Origin of the sequence: Sphingomonas pseudosanguinis, from assembly GCF_014196255.1 — a bacterium.
GTDB classification, from domain to species: domain Bacteria; phylum Pseudomonadota; class Alphaproteobacteria; order Sphingomonadales; family Sphingomonadaceae; genus Sphingomonas; species Sphingomonas pseudosanguinis.
The window spans coordinates 110,727-128,532 of record NZ_JACIDH010000006.1; the positions used below are offsets into that span (position 1 = coordinate 110,727).

The 17,806-nt window shown below is 66.2% G+C and carries 16 protein-coding genes; 14 read left to right on the forward strand and 2 right to left on the reverse strand.

The window, feature by feature from the left end:
• The first annotated feature begins 304 nt into the window (after positions 1-304).
• The 11 genes from GGR48_RS09075 (at position 305) to GGR48_RS09125 (ending at position 7,146) form a co-directional block, all read left to right on the forward strand.
• Positions 305-1,123 (forward strand): pyruvate, water dikinase regulatory protein, encoded by an 819-nt coding sequence (locus GGR48_RS09075; protein WP_183951596.1) that lies wholly within the window; start codon positions 305-307, stop codon positions 1,121-1,123.
• On the forward strand, positions 1,120-1,707 hold the full coding sequence (locus tag GGR48_RS09080) for a Maf family protein (RefSeq protein ID WP_183951597.1): 588 nt from the start codon (positions 1,120-1,122) through the stop codon (positions 1,705-1,707). Before GGR48_RS09075 ends, GGR48_RS09080 begins: the two co-directional genes overlap by 4 nt.
• 11 nt (positions 1,708-1,718) lie before the next feature.
• On the forward strand, positions 1,719-2,531 hold the full coding sequence (aroE, locus tag GGR48_RS09085) for a shikimate dehydrogenase (protein ID WP_183951598.1): 813 nt from the start codon (positions 1,719-1,721) through the stop codon (positions 2,529-2,531).
• The gene (gene coaE, locus GGR48_RS09090; RefSeq protein WP_183951599.1) at positions 2,528-3,121 is read left to right on the forward strand and encodes a dephospho-CoA kinase; all 594 of its coding nucleotides are present in this window, start codon (positions 2,528-2,530) and stop codon (positions 3,119-3,121) included. Before aroE ends, coaE begins: the two co-directional genes overlap by 4 nt.
• Before the next feature lie 7 nt (positions 3,122-3,128).
• Positions 3,129-3,827: a DNA polymerase III subunit epsilon gene (gene dnaQ, locus GGR48_RS09095; protein WP_183951600.1), complete on the forward strand. Its 699-nt coding sequence runs from the start codon at positions 3,129-3,131 to the stop codon at positions 3,825-3,827.
• A gap of 54 nt (positions 3,828-3,881) precedes the next feature.
• Positions 3,882-4,472: a ribosome hibernation-promoting factor, HPF/YfiA family gene (hpf, locus tag GGR48_RS09100; RefSeq protein WP_183951601.1), complete on the forward strand. Its 591-nt coding sequence runs from the start codon at positions 3,882-3,884 to the stop codon at positions 4,470-4,472.
• 68 nt (positions 4,473-4,540) lie between these two features.
• The gene (locus GGR48_RS09105; RefSeq protein WP_183951602.1) at positions 4,541-5,008 is read left to right on the forward strand and encodes a PTS sugar transporter subunit IIA; all 468 of its coding nucleotides are present in this window, start codon (positions 4,541-4,543) and stop codon (positions 5,006-5,008) included.
• Positions 4,995-5,450, forward strand: a complete 456-nt coding sequence (locus tag GGR48_RS09110; RefSeq protein WP_183951603.1) for a hotdog fold thioesterase — start codon at positions 4,995-4,997, stop codon at positions 5,448-5,450. The genes GGR48_RS09105 and GGR48_RS09110 overlap by 14 nt, the downstream gene beginning before the upstream one ends.
• A gap of 4 nt (positions 5,451-5,454) precedes the next feature.
• Complete coding sequence (locus GGR48_RS09115; protein WP_183951604.1) at positions 5,455-5,781, forward strand: DUF1491 family protein; 327 nt, start codon at positions 5,455-5,457, stop codon at positions 5,779-5,781.
• A gap of 156 nt (positions 5,782-5,937) precedes the next feature.
• A complete protein-coding gene (locus GGR48_RS09120; RefSeq protein WP_183951605.1) occupies positions 5,938-6,594 on the forward strand; it encodes a cell wall hydrolase in 657 nt (218 codons plus the stop codon).
• A 63-nt stretch (positions 6,595-6,657) separates the two neighbouring features.
• Positions 6,658-7,146: an MmcB family DNA repair protein gene (locus tag GGR48_RS09125; protein ID WP_183951606.1), complete on the forward strand. Its 489-nt coding sequence runs from the start codon at positions 6,658-6,660 to the stop codon at positions 7,144-7,146.
• A 122-nt stretch (positions 7,147-7,268) separates the two neighbouring features.
• Here the strand turns inward: GGR48_RS09125 and GGR48_RS09130 are convergent, their stop codons facing one another.
• Complete coding sequence (locus tag GGR48_RS09130; RefSeq protein ID WP_183951607.1) at positions 7,269-8,786, reverse strand: glycoside hydrolase; 1,518 nt, start codon at positions 8,784-8,786, stop codon at positions 7,269-7,271.
• 198 nt (positions 8,787-8,984) lie between these two features.
• Here GGR48_RS09130 and GGR48_RS09135 point away from each other — a divergent pair, with 198 nt between their 5' ends.
• The 3 genes from GGR48_RS09135 to GGR48_RS09145 are packed head-to-tail and all read left to right on the forward strand — an operon-like array spanning position 8,985 to position 15,201.
• Positions 8,985-12,215: a glycoside hydrolase family 2 TIM barrel-domain containing protein gene (locus GGR48_RS09135; RefSeq protein ID WP_240456078.1), complete on the forward strand. Its 3,231-nt coding sequence runs from the start codon at positions 8,985-8,987 to the stop codon at positions 12,213-12,215.
• A gap of 56 nt (positions 12,216-12,271) precedes the next feature.
• The gene (locus GGR48_RS09140) at positions 12,272-13,834 is read left to right on the forward strand and encodes an alpha-N-arabinofuranosidase (RefSeq protein WP_183951608.1); all 1,563 of its coding nucleotides are present in this window, start codon (positions 12,272-12,274) and stop codon (positions 13,832-13,834) included.
• The gene (locus GGR48_RS09145; protein WP_183951609.1) at positions 13,834-15,201 is read left to right on the forward strand and encodes a family 43 glycosylhydrolase; all 1,368 of its coding nucleotides are present in this window, start codon (positions 13,834-13,836) and stop codon (positions 15,199-15,201) included. The genes GGR48_RS09140 and GGR48_RS09145 overlap by 1 nt, the downstream gene beginning before the upstream one ends.
• 231 nt (positions 15,202-15,432) lie before the next feature.
• Here GGR48_RS09145 and GGR48_RS09150 read toward each other — a convergent pair whose 3' ends face one another.
• A complete protein-coding gene (locus GGR48_RS09150) occupies positions 15,433-17,793 on the reverse strand; it encodes a membrane-bound PQQ-dependent dehydrogenase, glucose/quinate/shikimate family (RefSeq protein ID WP_183951610.1) in 2,361 nt (786 codons plus the stop codon).
• Positions 17,794-17,806 lie beyond the last annotated feature (13 nt).

Genomic DNA, 17,806 nt, shown 5'->3' on the forward strand with positions numbered 1-17,806 from the left:
GGAGACCCCCCTTCTTCTATCTAAGAAGATTCTAAGAATGGATTGTTGAAGTGGTTGGCACGTTGGTTGTCGGGATTATGCGGCTCTCCCCGATATGCCAACACGTTGACTCAAGGGGAATCGCCGATTCAACGGGATTCGGATTCATGACCCCCGTAACTCACAGGCTGTGGAAAAGAATCGCACCTGTGAGATTCATTGTGGACGAATCGGTCGTTATCCACCGGCCGCCAGCCGCTTGGCCGGTCGGCGAAGTTACGCTACCGATTCTTCCCATGTTATCCACAGAGTCATTCGGGCGGTCATGACGACGCGGCTCCACCTGCATCTTTTGTCCGATTCCACCGGCGAGACGCTGGAGAACATCGCCAAGGCGGCGCTGGCGCAATATGACGATGTGGAAACCGTCCGGCATTTCTGGCCGATGGTCCGCACCGAGAGTCATCTGGAGCGCATCCTGCAGGAGATCGCGCAGAATCCGGGGCTGGTGATCTATACGCTGGTCAACCCGACCACCCGGCGGGTGCTGGAAAGCCGCTGCCACGCGCTGGGCCTGCCGACGGTGGCGCCGCTCGATCCGGTCAATGCCGCGCTGTCGGGGTTGCTGGGCGTCCAGGCCAAGATGCGCCCCGGTCGCCAGCACGTCCTGGACGCCGCCTATTTCGCGCGGGTCGACGCGATCCAGTTCACCATCGCGCATGACGATGGGATCGCGTGGGAGGAATGGGAAGAGGCCGATATTGTGCTGGCCGGCGTCAGCCGTTCGTCCAAGACGCCGACGTCGATCTATCTCGCCAATCGCGGCTACAAGACCGCCAACATTCCGATCGTGGTCGAAAGCCCGCCGCCGCCGTTCCTCTTCACGCTGAAAAGGCCGCTGGTCGTGGGACTGACCACCAGTGCCGACCGGCTGATCGCGATCCGGCGCAACCGGCTGCTCTCGCTCAACCAGGCGCCCGACACCGATTATGTCGAGCAGGAGGCGGTAAACCGCGAACTGACCTTCGCCAGGCGGATGTTCGCCGACAATGACTGGCCGGTGATCGACGTCACCCGCCGCTCCATCGAGGAGACGGCGGCCGCGATCATCTCCCTCGTCAATCAACGAAAGTCCGACGCATGATCATCCTCGCCTCGCAAAGCGCCTCGCGCCGGGCGATGCTCGACGCCGCGGGGGTCGCCTATGAAGCCCTGCCCGCGCGCGTCGATGAAGCGAGCGTCAAGGCGGCGATGGCGGGTTCGTCCCCGCGCGACCTGTCCGATGCGCTCGCCGAGATGAAGGCGGTGAAGGTGTCGGCCAATGCCGGGCCCGTCCCGGTGCTGGGTTCGGATTCGATCGTCGCGCTGAGTGACGGCACCTTGCTCGACAAGCCCGAGAGCCGCGAGGAGGCGGCCGAGCATCTGGCGCGGATGAGCGGCGGGAGCCACGAATTGTGGAGCGCCGCCGTCATCGCCGAACATGGCCGCCCCGTCTGGCGCCATGTCGAACGCGCGAAACTCCATGTCCGCCCGCTCTCGGGCGCCTTCATCGACCGCTATCTCGACCAGGAGTGGCCCGACATCGCGGGCTGTGTCGGCTGTTTCCGGATCGAGGGGCCGGGCGTTCAGCTCTTCTCGCGGATCGAGGGCAGCCATTTCACCATTCTCGGTATGCCGCTGCTGCCCGTGCTGGGCTATTTGCGCGAGCGCGGCTGGATGCCCGCCTGACAGGAAATTCCATGACCAAGCCCTATGCAGAGGTGATCGGCGACCCGATCAGCCATTCCAAATCGCCGCTCATCCACAATTTCTGGGCCGAGGCGCTGGGCCTCGACGTCGAATATCGCGCGGTCCACGTCACGCCCGAAGGGCTGGCCGCCTATTTTGCCGAGCGCAAGGCCGATCCCGACTGGCGCGGCTGCAACATCACCGTGCCGCACAAGGTAGAGGCGTTGGCGCATGTCGAGGATCGTGGCGATGTCCGCACCACGATCGGCGCGATCAACACCGTGATCCGCGCAGAGGACGGCGCGCTGGTCGGCACCAACACCGATGCGGCGGGATTCTATGCACCGCTCAGCGAGCTCGATCTGGCGGGGCAGCCGGTGACGGTGATCGGGGCAGGGGGCGCGGCGCGCGCGATCCTGTTCGCACTGTCGCGGATGGGCGTCGGCCCGGTGACCTTGTTCAACCGCAACGTGCTCAAGGGCGCGGCTTTGCTGTCGTCCTTCGGTCTGAAGGGACAGGCGCTGCCGATCGGCGCGGCGGTGCCGCCCTCGGCGCTGGTCGTCAACGCCACCAGCCTGGGGATGACCGGCCAGCCGCCGCTCGACCTCGACCTGTCGGCCTTGCCCGAGGACGCGGTGGTCTATGACATCGTCTATGCGCCGCTCGAAACCGGGTTGCTCGCGGCGGCGCGGGCGCGCGATCTCGACACGATCGACGGGCTGGAGATGCTGATCGGCCAGGCGGCGGTGGCGTTCGAGCTGTTCTTCGGTGCCGAACCGCCGCGCGACCGCGACGAGGACTTGCGGGCGCTGCTGCTCGGATGATCGTGCTGGGGCTGACCGGCTCGATCGGGATGGGCAAGTCCACCGTCGCGCAGATGTTCCGCGACGAAGGCGTGCCGGTGTTCGATGCCGATGCCTGTGTCCATGCGCTGCAAGGCCCCGGCGGCGCCCTGGTCGCAGCGATCGAATCGGCCTTTCCCGGCACCACCGATTCGGACGGGGTGAATCGCGCTGCGTTGGGCCGGGCGGTGCTGGGTGATGATTCGGCGATGCGGCGGCTGGAGGGAATCGTCCACCCGGCGGTCCAGGCCGCGCGCACCGCCTTCCTGCACGATCATGCCGATTCACCGCTGGTCGTCGTCGACGTGCCGCTGTTGTTCGAAACGGGTGGTGACGAATCTGTGGATAAGGTGTTGGTCGTATCGGCAGACGCCGCCATGCAGGAGGCGCGGGTGTTGGCAAGATCGGGCATGACGCCCGAGAAATTCGCCGCGATTCTCGCGCGTCAGCTGCCCGATGCGGAAAAGCGCGCGCGCGCCGATCATGTCATCGCGACCGACATTCCGCTGGCCGAGACAAAGCGCGCGGTGCGGCGGCTGATCACTTGCATGCGGGACTCCGAAGGCCGATAGTCGGTGGATGAGAGAGATCGTTTTCGACACCGAAACGACAGGGTTCAAATTTTCGGAAGGCGACCGGCTGGTCGAGATCGGTTGTGTCGAACTGGTCAACCGGGTCGAGACCGGGCGCACCTATCACGCCTATTTCAATCCCGAACGGTCGATGCCCGCCGAGGCGCAGGCCGTCCACGGGCTGTCCGACGCGTTCCTGAAGGACAAGCCGGTCTTTGCGGCGGGCGTGGCCGAGTTTCTGGACTTTATCGGCGACGCGCCGCTGATCGCGCATAACGCGACCTTCGACTTCGGCTTCATCAATGGCGAGCTGGGCGCGCTGGGCTTTCCGCCTGTCTGCGAAAAGACCCGGATGGTCGATACGCTGGCGATCGCGCGGCAGAAGCATCCCGGCGCCAAGCATACCCTCGACGCGCTGTGCTCGCGCTATGGCATCGATCGGTCGCACCGCGTGCTGCACGGCGCGCTGCTCGATGCGCAGCTGCTGGCGCAGGTCTATGTCGAGCTGATGGGCGGGCGGCAGATCGGCCTGGGTCTGCTTGCGGACGATGCGGGGCAGGGGACCGCGATGATCACCGTCACCCGCACCCCCGCCATCGTGCGCCCGCCCCGTGTTTTCCGCCCCAGCGACGCGGAACTTGCCGCGCATGCCGCGTTCTTAAAGGGGATCGCCGATCCGATTTGGGGGGCCGAGGCGTCCGGTTGACGCCACGGGACAGGCCAAAAGGACCGTCCCAGTCGAGTAGTTGAGGAGAAAGTGATGGATATCCGGATTTCTGGTCATCAGGTCGAAACGGGCGACGCGCTGCGGACCCATGTGACGGACCGGCTTCAGGGTATCGCCGAGAAATATTTCGCCCGTGCCATCTCGTCCGAGGTGACGTTCGGGACGGGTCCGCACGATGTCGGCTTCAAATGCGACATCGTGATGCATGTGACCCGCGGCCTTGTCCTGAAGGGGCGTCACGACGCGCAGGATGCGCATCTGTCCTTCGACGGTGCGGCCACCAAGATCGAAAAGCAGCTGCGCCGCTATTCCCGCCGCCTGAAGGACCGCAATGCCGGTCAGGCGATCGAACTGGCCGAGGCGGGGGCCTATGATGCGGGCTATACGCTGTTCGCCGAACAGGTCGACGAAGACGAGGCGGGCGATGCACCCCTGATCATCGCCGAGACCCGTGTGGATATTCCCGATGCCAGCGTGTCCGACGCGGTGATGATGCTCGATCTGCGCAATACCGCGGCCCTTTTGTTCAAGAATTCGGGCACCGGTTCGTACAACATGGTCTATCGCCGGGGCGACGGAACCATCGGTTGGGTTGAACCACAACGGGGCGGCTCCGAAGGATAAGCCCCTATCGTTCTCCCGCGCGGGCCGCTATTGGCGCGGCCTGCGCGGGGGCGCATCGGAAAACGAGCATGAATGATTTCAGCGACCTGTTGCGCCACGATACGGTGCTGGCCGGCGTTTCGGCGGCCAACAAGAAACTGCTGTTCCAGACCCTGGCGGCGGCGGCCGCCGGCCCGTCGGGGCAGGACGCCAAAGTCCTGACCGATGTGCTGGTCGAGCGCGAGAAGCTGGGCTCGACCGGTTTCGGCGGCGGTGTCGCCATCCCGCATGGCAAGGTCGACGGGCTGACGCAGATCGTCGGCGTCTTCGTGCGCCTGGCGCAGCCGATCGATTTCCAGGCGGTCGACGACATGCCGGTCGACCTGGTCTTCGCGATGTTCTCGCCCGCCGATGCCGGCTCGGCGCATCTCAAAGCGCTGGCACGGGTGTCACGGCGGCTGCGCGACAAGGGCTTCGTCACCAAGCTGCGCGGGGCGGGATCGCCCGACGCGATCTGGGCGCTGCTGACCCAGGACGAGGCGCGTGACGCAGCCTGAGGGCGAGGCGGCGCATTTCCGGGCTCTTGAGACGCTCTACGCCCAGGCGCCGATCAATCGTCTGTTCGACTCGACGCTGGACATTCCCGAACCCGGCATCGCGCGTATCCGGTTTCGGGTGGATGAGCGCCATTATCACGCGGCGGGGGCGGCGCATGGCACGAGCTATTTCAAGATGCTCGACGATGCCGCCTTCTATGCCTGCAACAGCCTGGTCACCGATCGCTTCCTGCTGACCACCCAGTTCAACCTGTTGCTGACCCGCCCGATGAAGGCTGGCGCTGTGGTGGCCGAGGGCCGCTGGGTCAGCGGACGGCGGCGGGTGTTCGTCGCCGATGCGCGGCTGATCGATGCCAGCGGCGAGGAGGTCGCGCGCGGCACCGGCACCTTCATGCGCTCGCAGATCGCGCTGGCGGGTCTGCCCGGCTATCGGACCGTCTGAGCCGATGGACGGCCGCCTGCCGAGCCATATGCTGGTGACCGCGCTGCTCCGCCGGATGAACGACGGCGGCGGCATGGGCATGGTGCTGGCCAAGGGCGATGCGCAGGCCGGCGGCATCCTGATGGTCATCATCGGTGCCGACCGGCGCGAGCGGGTGTTGGAGCGTGGCATCGGACCCGATGGCCGGACGGCGCTGATTGATTCGACGCCTGCAAACGATGTCATCGGCTATTGGCGACGCCGTCGCGCGCGCGATCCCGATCTGTGGGTGATCGAACTGGACGGCGCTGCGGCGGAACGCTTCGCCGCTGAAACGATCCTGCAACATTGACGAACGCGGCCGGATCGGCCACGAGCCCCCCATCTTAAGTTCGCGTTGTGCCGCGCTGGGTGCGATCCGGTCGGTTACGCAGTCGGGGGGAAGCCCGGACGAGCGCCTTTGGGCAATGCTCGGGTCCGTGATCCAACCGCATGTCTGTTTGAGTGAATGACCGTTTTCAAGCGAGTCGCGGCGTCTGCGGCCATGGCTCTTTCCCTGGCGGGTCTTCTCGCCACCAGCACGCCCAGCCTTGCGACCAACATCGCCGGCGCTGCTGCCACCACGCCAGTCAGTGCGATGACTGTTTCCGGGATCAACGCCGCCGAATTGGCGATGGTTCCCCAGAGCGCCCGGGCCACCATGTCCGCGCTTCCCGATTTTTCCCAGGTTTCTGAAAGTGATGAGGACAGCGAATATGCGTCGCTGGCCGAAGCCGTCGCCGACCAGGACGACATCGCGTCGAGCGAAGAGCTCCGCTGTCTCGCTGGTGCGATCTATTTCGAATCCCAGGGTGAACCGCTCACCGGCCAGCTTGCCGTCGCGCAGGTGATCCTGAACCGCACCAAGTCGGGCCGCTTCCCGACCGGCGTGTGCGACGTCATCAAGCAGCGCGGCCAATTCAGCTTCGTGCGCCGCGGTGAAATTCCCTCGATCAGTCCGTCGCGCAGCGCCTATCGCACCGCCGTCGCGGTCGCCAAGGTCGCGCTGGCCCAGGCCTGGGACGGTCCGGCCGGCAAGGCGCTGTTCTTCAACACGCCCGGCAACCGCCCCGGCGTGCGCGTCCAGAAGGTCGCGGCGATCGGCAACCACATCTTCTATCGCTGAGACGAACGGTCCCGCTTGCGGCGGGGCTTTGCCTTTGTTCGTCAAATGTTCTAAGCGGGTGGCATGTTGGACATGCCGCCCGCTTCGTGTGTCGAGGACCCCGGCTCACCGCTCTGCGCCGCCGATGTCGCGCGCGGGGTCACCCGGATGCTGCTCCGCCACGATCTGATCACCATTCCCGAGGTCCCGTTGGAGGGCGGCCGCCGCGCCGACCTGATGGCGCTGGACGCACGCGGCAATGTCGTGGTGGTCGAGATCAAGGTGTCGCGCGCCGACATGCTGGGCGACGGCAAATGGCCCGACTATCTGGCGCACTGCGACCGCTTCTATTGGGCGGTGCCGGCGGGGTTCGACTGGACGCCGCTCGAAAGCGCGGCCTTCCTGCCGGAACGGACCGGGATCATCGTCGCCGACCGCTATGACGCCGCGATCGTGCGTGAGGCGCATAGCGTACCGCTGCCGGCGCATGTGCGGAAGAAGGCGACGCTGAACTTCGCGCGCAGGGCCGGGCGGCGGATGATCGGGCTGGCCGATCCGGATGCGGGGATGTGACCGATTTGGGCCAGGGATTCCCTTGGCCTTCGACTTCGCTCAGGCTGAACGGGGGTTGGGGAAGGGGGGCTTGATACCCCCGTCCGTTCAGCCTGAGCGAAGTCGAAGGCCACGCCCCACCCTCACCGCGTCAGAACCAACGTCACGATCGACTTTGGCGGCGCGACATCCCCTGCGACGTCCACCGCCTGATGCCCCGCATCGGTCACGATCATCCGCCGCCGCCAATTTCCCGGCACCGCGACCGACAGGGGCCGGGGTGACAGTCCCGGATTGACATGGACCAGCACCAGCCGCCGGCCATCGGCGGACAGCGCGCCGACGCTATCCATGTCATCCACCGGCACCAGCCGGTCGCCCGGGCGGATATAGCGGCTGAACTGCGCCATCGCCCAATATTTGCCCGTAATGTGGATCGCATGCGGCTTGTCCGCCGCGCCCTGCAGATCGGCCTTCACGATGCCCCAGTTGGACCCGGCCTGTCCGTTGCGGGCGCTCAGATCCTCGATCGCCTGCCAGAAGACCCAGGCGGCCGGCTCCAGCCGCTTCAGATCGCCGACGACATGCTCGGCAAAGGCGAGTGGCGTCGCCATGCCGGTGAAATCCTCCGGGTCCTTGGACAGCGGCGTGTCGTTCTCGCTCATCCACAACCGGATGCCCGAGGCGCGGGCGATGTCGCGCACCGCCGTCTGGTGGACGGTGCCATAGCTGTGGACGTTGAGCTGCCCGATCACTTTGCGGGTCGAGGCGGGATAGGCGGCCCAGTCCTCGACGAACAGATGCGAGGCGGTTTCGTCCGGCGCCCCGACGACGGTGGCTAGGCCCCTGGCCTTCAGCGCGGCGGCGGTCGCGTCGATCATCTGCGCCTGGCGCGCGGGCGACCAGTGCGCGCCCTCCTGCGTATTGGCGGCGAACCAATAATCGGTGTTCGGCTCGTTGACCGGCGACAGGGTGCGGAAGGTGATGCGGTGCCGGCGCTGCAACTCGTCGGTCACGCGGACGAGATAGTCGGCGAAGGCGCGCTCCTGACCAGGACGCAGATTGTCGTCAGTACCCTTTTCCGCACCCGACACGCGGCCGCTGATCGTCATGAACCAGGGCGGCGAATTGGAAAACGCCTCGAAGATCGGCTGCTTCACCCGCGCGGTGATCGCGTCGAGCCACCAGCGCTGATTGGCGTCCTGGCTCCAGTCCCAGTGCTGCGGATTGTCCGCCCGCCACCAGTCCTTGCCGGTCACCCCCGCCGGTTGCCGCCAGAAGCCCGGCACCGCGCGCCCGACCTTCATATAGGGCGGGGTGTCGGCCGCGTTGCCGCCGCCGATATTGTAGCGCGCGATCGTCCAGCCCAGGCCATCGGCGCCGTAGAACAGATCGGCCAGCCGCGTCCGCTCCGCCTCGGGCCAGCCGCCGGTGACATGCGCGAACCAGGCCAGCGCGGTGCCCCAGCCCTCGAACACCGTCGATGGCCGGTCGATCGCCGGCCGCAGCGTGACCGGCACCGGCCGGTCGGCGGGCAGGGGGGTGGCGGCTGTGAGGGGTGCCGTCTGCGCCATTGCTGATCCGCAGAGCATGAGCACCAGGATCGTGGCCAACGTACGTGCCGGCCGGCCCATGCCGCCGGAAATCCGATTGCGCCCCATCGATCCTGCTCCCTGTCCAGGTCGCCGCGATGCGACCAAACGTCAGACTATAATCGCAGCTCGGCTCGCGCCGTCAATCCGCCGAAGACCTTAGCACGACCGCGCACGTCTTGGCGGCTTTCGGCCTCGGCCATCCCGATTAGCGCTTGTGACAGAAAATTCATGCTCGTATAAATCAGACAAAAGGACGGCGATCCCATGGAGGATCGCGAGCGGGACAAGGGGATGGCGATGACGTGGCAATGGGCGGCCGGTGCGGCCGTGATCGCGCTGAGCACAGCGGCGACGGCACAGGATTCGGGGCCGCAGGTGGCCGCCGTCCAGGTCGATCCCAGCCGCCCCGACTGGGAAAATCCCGCCGTCAACGCGCGGAACACCCGCCCCGCGACCGCGACCGCCTTTCCCTATGAAAGCCGCGCACTCGCGCTGGCCGGCGACCGGTCGCGCTCCAGCCGCTATATGAGCCTCGACGGCCCCTGGTCCTTCGCCTTCTCCCCCTCAGTCGACGGCGCGCCCAAGGGTTTCGAGCGGCCCGATTACGACGTGTCGAAGTGGAAGACGATCCCCGTCCCCGCGATGTGGCAGGCCGAGGGGTATGGCCAGCCCAAATACAACAACATCACCTATCCCTTCCCCGCCAACCGGCCGCTGGTGCCGCATGACGATAACGAAACCGGTTCCTATCGCCGCGACTTCACTCTGCCGGAGGGGTGGCGCGGGCAGGATGTGATCCTGCACATCGGCGCGGCGGGTTCGGCCTATCGTGTCTGGGTCAATGGGCGGGAGGTCGGCTATTCCGAGGACTCCAAGCTCCCGTCCGAATTCGATCTCAGCCGCTTCGTGAAGCCCGGCCGCAATGTCGTGGCGATCCGCGTCCATCGCTGGTCCGATGGCAGCTATCTGGAGGATCAGGATTTCTGGCGTGTCTCAGGGATCGAGCGCTCGGTTTACTTACGCGCCGTACCCAAGGCGCGGATCGACGATCTGTTCGTCCATGCGGGGCTCGACAAGAATTATCGCGACGGCACGCTGTCGACCGAGCTGACGCTGCCCGCCTTGCCCCAGGCGATGACCGCGCGGATGACGTTGCTCGACGGCGAGCGGACGGTGGTGACGCGCGACGTGGCGCTGGCGCAGGGCGCGACCTCGGCCATGCTGGAGGCGGCGGTGCCGGGTGTGCGCAGCTGGTCGGCGGAGACGCCCAACCTCTACACGTTGCTGGTCGAACTGGTCGATGCGAACGGCCAGGTGGTGCAGGCCACGCCGCAGCGGATCGGCTTCCGCACCGTCGAGATCAAGGACGGGCAGGTCATGGTCAATGGCCGCCGCATCATGATCCGCGGCGTCAACCGGCACGAGCATGACCCGGTGACCTTCCACGTCATCTCCGAAGAGTCGATGCGCCGCGATCTGGAGCTGATGAAGCGCAACAACTTCAACGCCATCCGCACCTCGCACTATCCCAACGACCCGCGCTTCCTGGCGCTGGCCGACGAGTACGGCTTCTACCTGATGGACGAAGCCAATATCGAGAGCCACGCCTATATGGAGCAGGGCAACCGCCACGGCGGCGAGCGCGACAAATATCAGATCGGCTTCGACCCCGCCTGGGAGGGCGCGCACGTTTCCCGCGTGATGAACATGGTCGAGCGGGACAAGAACCACCCCTCGATCATCTTCTGGTCGCTGGGCAACGAGGCGGGGATTGGCCCCAATTTCGAGAAGGCGGCGGCGGCGATCCGGCGGCGCGACCGCTCGCGGCTGATCTCCTATCTCGGTTGGGGTACGCTCGACTGGAGCCACCAGCCGAACAACTATGTCGACATCTATGCGCCCATGTATGACGACATCGAAAAGATGGTCGACTGGGCCGAGGACCCGACGCGCACCCAGCCGATGATCCAGTGCGAATATGCCCATATGCAGGGCAATTCGGGCGGCAATTTCAAGGATTATTGGGACACCATCTACGCCCACCGCAAGCTGCAGGGCGGCTTCATCTGGGACTGGGTCGACCAGTCCATGTACCGCTATACCAAGGACGGGCGGCGCTATTGGGGTGACGGCGGTGAATATGGCCCCAATCCGGGCGGCGATATCGAGTTCGGCGACGGGTTGAACCAGCCCGACCGGACACCCAATCCGCAACTCTATGAGGTGCAGAAGGTCCAGTCGCCGATCCGCTTCGACGGCTATGATGCGAAGACCGGGCGGCTGATTGTACACAACCGTCATGACTTTATCGATCTGTCGGGTTTCACCTTCGACTGGGTGGTCGAGAAGAATGGCGTCGCGGTGGCGACCGGGCAGTTGCCCGCGCTGACCACGGCGGCCGGACAGGTGCAGACGGTGGCACTCGCTCCCAAATTCGCGCGGGAGCCGGGGGCGGAATATCTGCTGACCGTGCGCGCGCATGCCAAGGACGGCACGATCCGCGCGGTTCCGGCGAACTACGTCGTCGGCTGGGAGCAGTTCGCGCTCAGTGACGGACCCGCGATGCCGGTGGCGGCCAGGGGGCAGGTCACGGTGGCTGATAGCGCCGACAGCGTCACCCTGTCGGCGAACGGTGCGGAGCTGGTTATCGACCGCAAGACCGGGCTGGTCACGCGCTATGCGGCGGGCGGCCGCCTGCTCGCGAAGGGCGGTCAGCCCAACTTCGTCCGTGCCGAAACCGACAATGACACTGCCAACGGCACGGTCGCGCAACAGGGACCATGGCTGACGATGAACGGCCGCTATCAGGTGCGGCGTGTCAGCGTCGGTACTGACCGGAGCGTCACCGTCGATCACGAAATGGGCGCGGGCGCGGCGCGCTTCGTGACGAAATACACGATGGCCGGCAATGGCGCGGTCGATGTCGACGGGCAGTTCGTGCCGCTGAAATCCGACCTGCCGCCGCCGGTCCGTATCGGCCTGTGGTACACCATGCCCACCGCCACGAAGACGGTGGAATGGTATGGTCGCGGCCCGCACGAAAGCTATGTCGACCGCCAGAGCTCGGCCGCGATCGGACTGTGGCGCGGGGCCATCGCCGAGCAGAATCACGATTACATGCGGCCGCAGGATACCGGCAACAAAACCGACGTCCGCTGGATGGAGCTGTCGGGCGAGGGGGCGGGGCTGCGCGTCCGTGCAGCTAAACCGCTGATGATGCAGGCGCTCGCCTTCCCCTATAGCGATCTCTACCGCCGTGCGCCGGGGACGTGGAAGTCGACCGACATCGTCCCCCATGGCGAGACGACGCTGATCATCGATGCTGCACAATGGGGCGTCGGTGGCGACACGACCTGGAGCCATGTCGGCCAGCCGCACATGCAATACCGCACCCGGCTGGAGCCGACGCGCGTCGCCTTCCGCCTCGAACCCTTCACCGACGAGGGCACGACACCCGATCGGGCCCGACCGGCGCGCGCGACGGAACCGCAATAGGGCTATTCTTTACTCGGACAATAAGCCATCATGCCGCAACAGGCAGAGGAGAATCCATGAAAAGGGCTACGAAGTTTCTGATCGCGGCGGCGGCCACGCTGGTCGCGACCACGGTATCGGCGCAGACGGCGCCGGCGACCTCGGGGGAGACGGTCGCGGTGCATGGCGACCGCCCGGGCGCGGTCTATGACCGCCATATCTTCGGCCAGTTCGCCGAGCATCTGGGTACCGGCATCTATCCGGGCATCTGGGTGGGCAAGGGCAGCAAGATTCCCAACATCAACGGCTATCGCCGCGACGTCATCGACGCGCTGAAGGCGATCCGGGTGCCGGTGATCCGCTGGCCGGGCGGCTGCTATGCCGATGAATATCACTGGCGCGAGGGCATCGGCCCGCAGGCCAAGCGCCTGACCAAGGTCAACACCAACTGGGGCGGCGTGACCGAGGACAACAGCTTCGGCACCAACGAGTTCATGAACTATACCGAGCTGGTCGGTGCCGAGGCCTATGTCTCGGGCAATGTCGGCTCGGCCGCGCCGTCCGAGATGGCCGAGTGGGTCGAATATATGACCTTCCCGTCCAAATCGACCTATGCCGAGGAGCGCCGCAAGAACGGCCGCGACAAGCCGTGGAAGCTGGCGATGTTCGGTATCGGCAACGAGCTATGGGGTTGCGGCGGCAATATGCGCCCCGAATATGCGGCCGACATCACCCGCCGTTATTCGACCTTCCTGAAGGTCCCCGCCGGCGAGCGCCTGATGAAGATCGCCAGCGGCGCGAACAGCGACGATTATAACTGGACCGAAGTGATGATGCGCGACGCCGGCGGCGCGTTCGACGGCATCGGCGTCCATTATTACACCATCCCCGGCGACTGGTCGAACAAGGGGCCGGCGACCGGCTTCGACGAGGAATCCTGGGCGCGCACCCTGTCCAAGACGCTGAAGATGGAAGAGCTGATCAGCCGTCACGCCGCGATCATGGACAAGTACGACCCGCGCAAGCGTGTCGCGCTGCTCGTCGACGAATGGGGCACCTGGTATGATGTCGAACCCGGCACCAATCCGGGCTTTCTGTTCCAGCAGAACTCGCTTCGCGACGCGATGGTCGCCACCCTGAACCTCGACATCTTCGCCCGTCACGCCGACCGCGTGCGCGGTGCCAACATCGCGCAGATGGTCAACGTGCTGCAGGCGATGCTGCTGACCGATGGCGCGCGCATGGTGAAGACACCGACCTATTGGGTGTTCGACATGTACAAGGACTATCAGGACGCCACCGTCCTGCCGGTCGATGTCCAGTCGCGCTGGTACAACAAGAACCAGTGGGTGATGAAGGCGGTCAGTGCCTCGGCCGTGCGCGACAAGGCGGGCGTGGTCCATGTCGGCCTGACCAATGTCGATCCCAACCAGCCCGCGACCGTCTCGGTCAAGCTGGACGGCGTGACGGCAGGCCAGGTGTCGGGCCGTATCCTGACCGGCACGACGATGGATGCGCACAACACCTTCGACGCGCCCAACCAGGTCGCGCCGCAGCCGTTCAACGGCGCGACGCTGTCGGGTGGCATGTTGACGGTGCAGATCCCGGCCAAGTCGGTCGTGATGCTGGACCTGCGCTGATGAAGACTCGCGCCGGGGCGCTGCTCGCCGCCGCTGTCCTGCTCGCCCCCGTGGCGATCCTGGAGACGGCGGGGACCGCCGCGCCCCGGCGCGATGTGGCATGGAATAGTCCGGGGGCGGGCAATCCGCTCCTCCCCGGCTATTTCGCCGACCCCTCCATCGTGCGCGATGGGGGGCGTTGGTACATCTTCGCCACGATCGATCCGTGGGGGGATGACCGTCTGGGGCTGTGGACCTCGGACAATGGCCGCGACTGGCGCTTCTCGCAGCCGAACTGGCCGACCAAGCAGGCGGCGACCAGCCCGACCTCGGGCGATGCCAAGGTCTGGGCGCCCTCGGTCGTGAAGGCGGCGAATGGCCGCTGGTATATGTATGTCTCGGTCGGCAGCGAGGTGTGGGTGGGCTCGGCACCCTCGCCGGCGGGGCCATGGGCGGACGCCAATGGCGGCAAGCCGCTGATCGCGCGCGACTTTGCGCCGCAATATCACATGATCGACGCCGAGGCGTTCGTCGATGATGATGGCCAGGCCTATCTCTATTGGGGTTCGGGGCTGAACTGGACCAACGGGCATTGCTTCGTCGTGAAGCTGAAGCCCGACATGGTGCATTTCGACGGCGCGCCCCGCGACGTGACCCCGGCCAACTATTTCGAGGGCCCCTTCATGGTGAAGGAGAAGGGGCGATACCTGCTGACCTATAGCGACGGCAACACGACCAAGGACACCTACAAGGTCCGCTACGCGGTCGGTTCGTCACCCATGGGGCCGTTTACCGAGGCGGCGAACAGCCCGATCCTGCAAACCGATGCGGCCCGGCAGATCATCAGCCCCGGCCATCATGCGATCTTCGCCGACAAGGGCCGGTCCTATATCCTCTATCACCGCCAGGCCCTGCCCTTCGTGATGGGGAGCGAGAGGGTGCTGCGACAGGTGGCGATCGATCCCCTGACCGTGCGCGCCGATGGCATGCTGGAGACGGTGCGGCCGAGCCACGACCCGGTAATCCCCGCCTTTGCCGCGAAGCGTGACCGGGGGCTGCGCTGGACGGGCAAGGGAGCCGACGCGCTGGCGGCGGACGACAATTACGCGACCGCGTGGCGGCCGGAGGCGGGGAAGCCGCCGGTCCTGACCGCCGATCTGGGCGGGGTACGCGACGTGCGGGAGAGCCAGGTCCGCCCGGCTTTCGTGATCGAGCCGCAGGATGTGCGGGTCGAGGCCTCGCTGGACGGCAAGCGCTGGCGTGAGGTCGCGGCGGAAAAGGGGACGAGCGGTTCGCCGATCACCCTGCGCCATCCGGGCAGGGCGCGATTCCTGCGCATGACGGTGCGGGCGAAGGAGCCCGCGATTTTGGAGTGGTCGATCTTCTGATCTTAAGCCCCTCCCGCAGGCGGGAGGGGTTTGGGGAGGGCAAAGCCGCAAGCGCTGATCTCGGTGAGACTCCTTTCCCTCCGCCATCCCCTCCCGTTTACGGGAGGGGCGTGTTTGGGGCGATCGGTTCGCGCTACCACCTCCGTTCAGCCCGAGCCCTTCGACTGGCTGGCAAGCCAGCCGCTCAGGATAAACTTCGGCGCTACGCGCCGAAGTCGAAGGCCAAGGGAATTACGCCCCCTTCGGCAATGCAAACGCCATGGTATAATCCCCGTACCGCGTCCCCAGCGCGCCATGCCCGCCGGCGGTGATCACGACATATTGTCGCCCGTCCCGCCCGCGATAGGTCATCGGCGTCGCCTGCGCCCCCGCGGGCAGTCGCGCGCGCCACAGCACCTTGCCGCTCTTCAGGTCATAGGCGCGCAAATACTGGTCGGTCGTAGCCCCGATGAACACCAGCCCCGAGGCGGTGATGATCGATCCGCCCAGATTGGGCACGCCCGTCTTAATCGGCACGCCCAGATGGCTGCCGAACAGACCCGTGTCACGCGCCGTGCCCAGGATCTTCTTCCACACCACCTTCTTGGTGTTGAGATCGACGGCGGTCAGATGGCCCCAGGGCGGCGCGTTGCAGGGCGCGCCGAACGGCCCGATCCAGGCGGCGACCACCGCGACATAGGGGGTGTTATACTGGGTCTGAAGGCTGGGCTCGCGCGCATTCTCGCCGCCCTTCTTCTTCTCCATATATTTCTTCACGCGCGGATCGTCGCGGCGCATGAGCCAGATCTTGAACGGCATCTCCATCGTGTTGACGGTGAAAATCTGCCGCACCGGATCGACCGCCGCCCCGCCCCAATCGGTGACGCCGTCAAAGGCCGGGTGGCCGATGATCGGCTTCAGGCCGGTGGGTTGATAGATGCCCGTCCCCTGCGCGCGGCGGATGTCGATTCGGCAGAAGAGCTGGTCGATCGGCGTCGCGCCCCAAGTCGATTTCTCGGTCGGCGCGGGCGGGGTGAAGGAGGGCAGACCGACCGACCAGGGCTGGGTCGGGGAGACCTGGACGCCCGGCGTCGCACCGTCCTGGCGCGCGGACTTCTCGACGATGGGCGTGATCGGCGCGCCGGTCAGGCGGTTCAGGAAATAGACCTGGCCCATCTTGGTCGTCTGAATCAGCGCGGGGATCGTCTGTCCGTTCGGCGCACGATAATCGAACAGCGACGGGCCGATCGGAATATCCATGTCCCACATGTCGCGGTGGACCAGCTGGCGGACCCAGCGCAGCTTGCCCGTCGCGATCTCCAGCGCGACGATCGACGAGCCGAACCGGTCGTCGAACGGCCGGCGCCAGCCGATCCAGTAATCGGGCGAGGCATTGCCGGTGCCCAGATAGACCAGGCCATTGGCCGGATCGGCGGTCATCGCGCCCCAGACATTGGGTGTGCCGCGGGTATAGACCTGCCCCTCGGGCAAAGGCGGGATGGCATCGGGTGAGCGACCCACGTCCCAGGCCCAGACGCCCGCGCCCGTGACGGGATCATAGGCGCGCACCACGCCGCTGGGGATGTTGCGGTTGACGTTGTCGACGATCCGCTCGCCGACGATCAGCCGGCCATTGGCGACGACCGGGGGCGAGGTGCTGATTTGGTCCGCCGGACCCGACACGCCCATATTCTGGCGCAGGTCGATCGCGCCATTGGTGCCGAAGCCGGGGCAGGGCTTGCCCGTATCGGCGTCCAGCGCCATCATCCGCGCGTCGAAGGTCGGCGCGAAGATGCGGCGCGGGCAGGGCGTCCCCGCCGGCGCCTGATAAAAGGCGACGCCGCGACAGACGAGATAGCTGTTGCCCTGGCGGCTGACCTGGTCCTTCCAGCTCCACTTGGTCCGCCCCGTCGTCGCGTCGATCGCCTGCACGATCGAATGCGGGGTGCAGGTATAGAGCGTGTCGCCGATCTGGATCGGTGTCGCCTCGGAATGATATTCGCGCTTGTGCTCGACCGCTTCGGCGCGGTCGGGCAGATCGCCGGTTCGCTGGGTCCAGGCGAGTTCGAGTTTCTTCACATTATCGGGCGTGATCTGCGACAGCGCGGAATAGCGCTGGCCCGACAGGGTGCCGCCATAATCGGTCCAGTCCCCCACCGGCGCCTGCGCCGCGATCGGCAGCGACGGGTCCTGCGCCTCGGCGGGGCGCGTGCGGATCATCGGCATGGCGAAGAGCAGCGCGATGATCCCCAACGCGGCGGGCACCGCGCGCGACCGCGTCTTCGGCGCATGGAACGCGTGGCCGATCCAGGGCAGCGCGACGAGAATCAGCAGGACGGTGGGCGCGACGACGCGCGGGACAAGTTGCAGCGGGTCCAACCCGACTTCCCACACCGCCCAGACCAGCGTCGCGAGCCAGATCGCGACGTAAAGCCAGCGCCCGCGCGGATCGCCGCGTCCGATCAGCGCGCCCGACAGGATCATCGCCAGCCCGGTCAGGACATAATAAGGCGATCCCCCCAGCAGCGCGAGATAGCCGCCCGCCACCGCGAAGAAGCCGCCGAGCAGCGCCAAGATCCAGCCCAATATCTTCGCAAAGGCGCGCCCGACCATCGCCGTCCCCGAT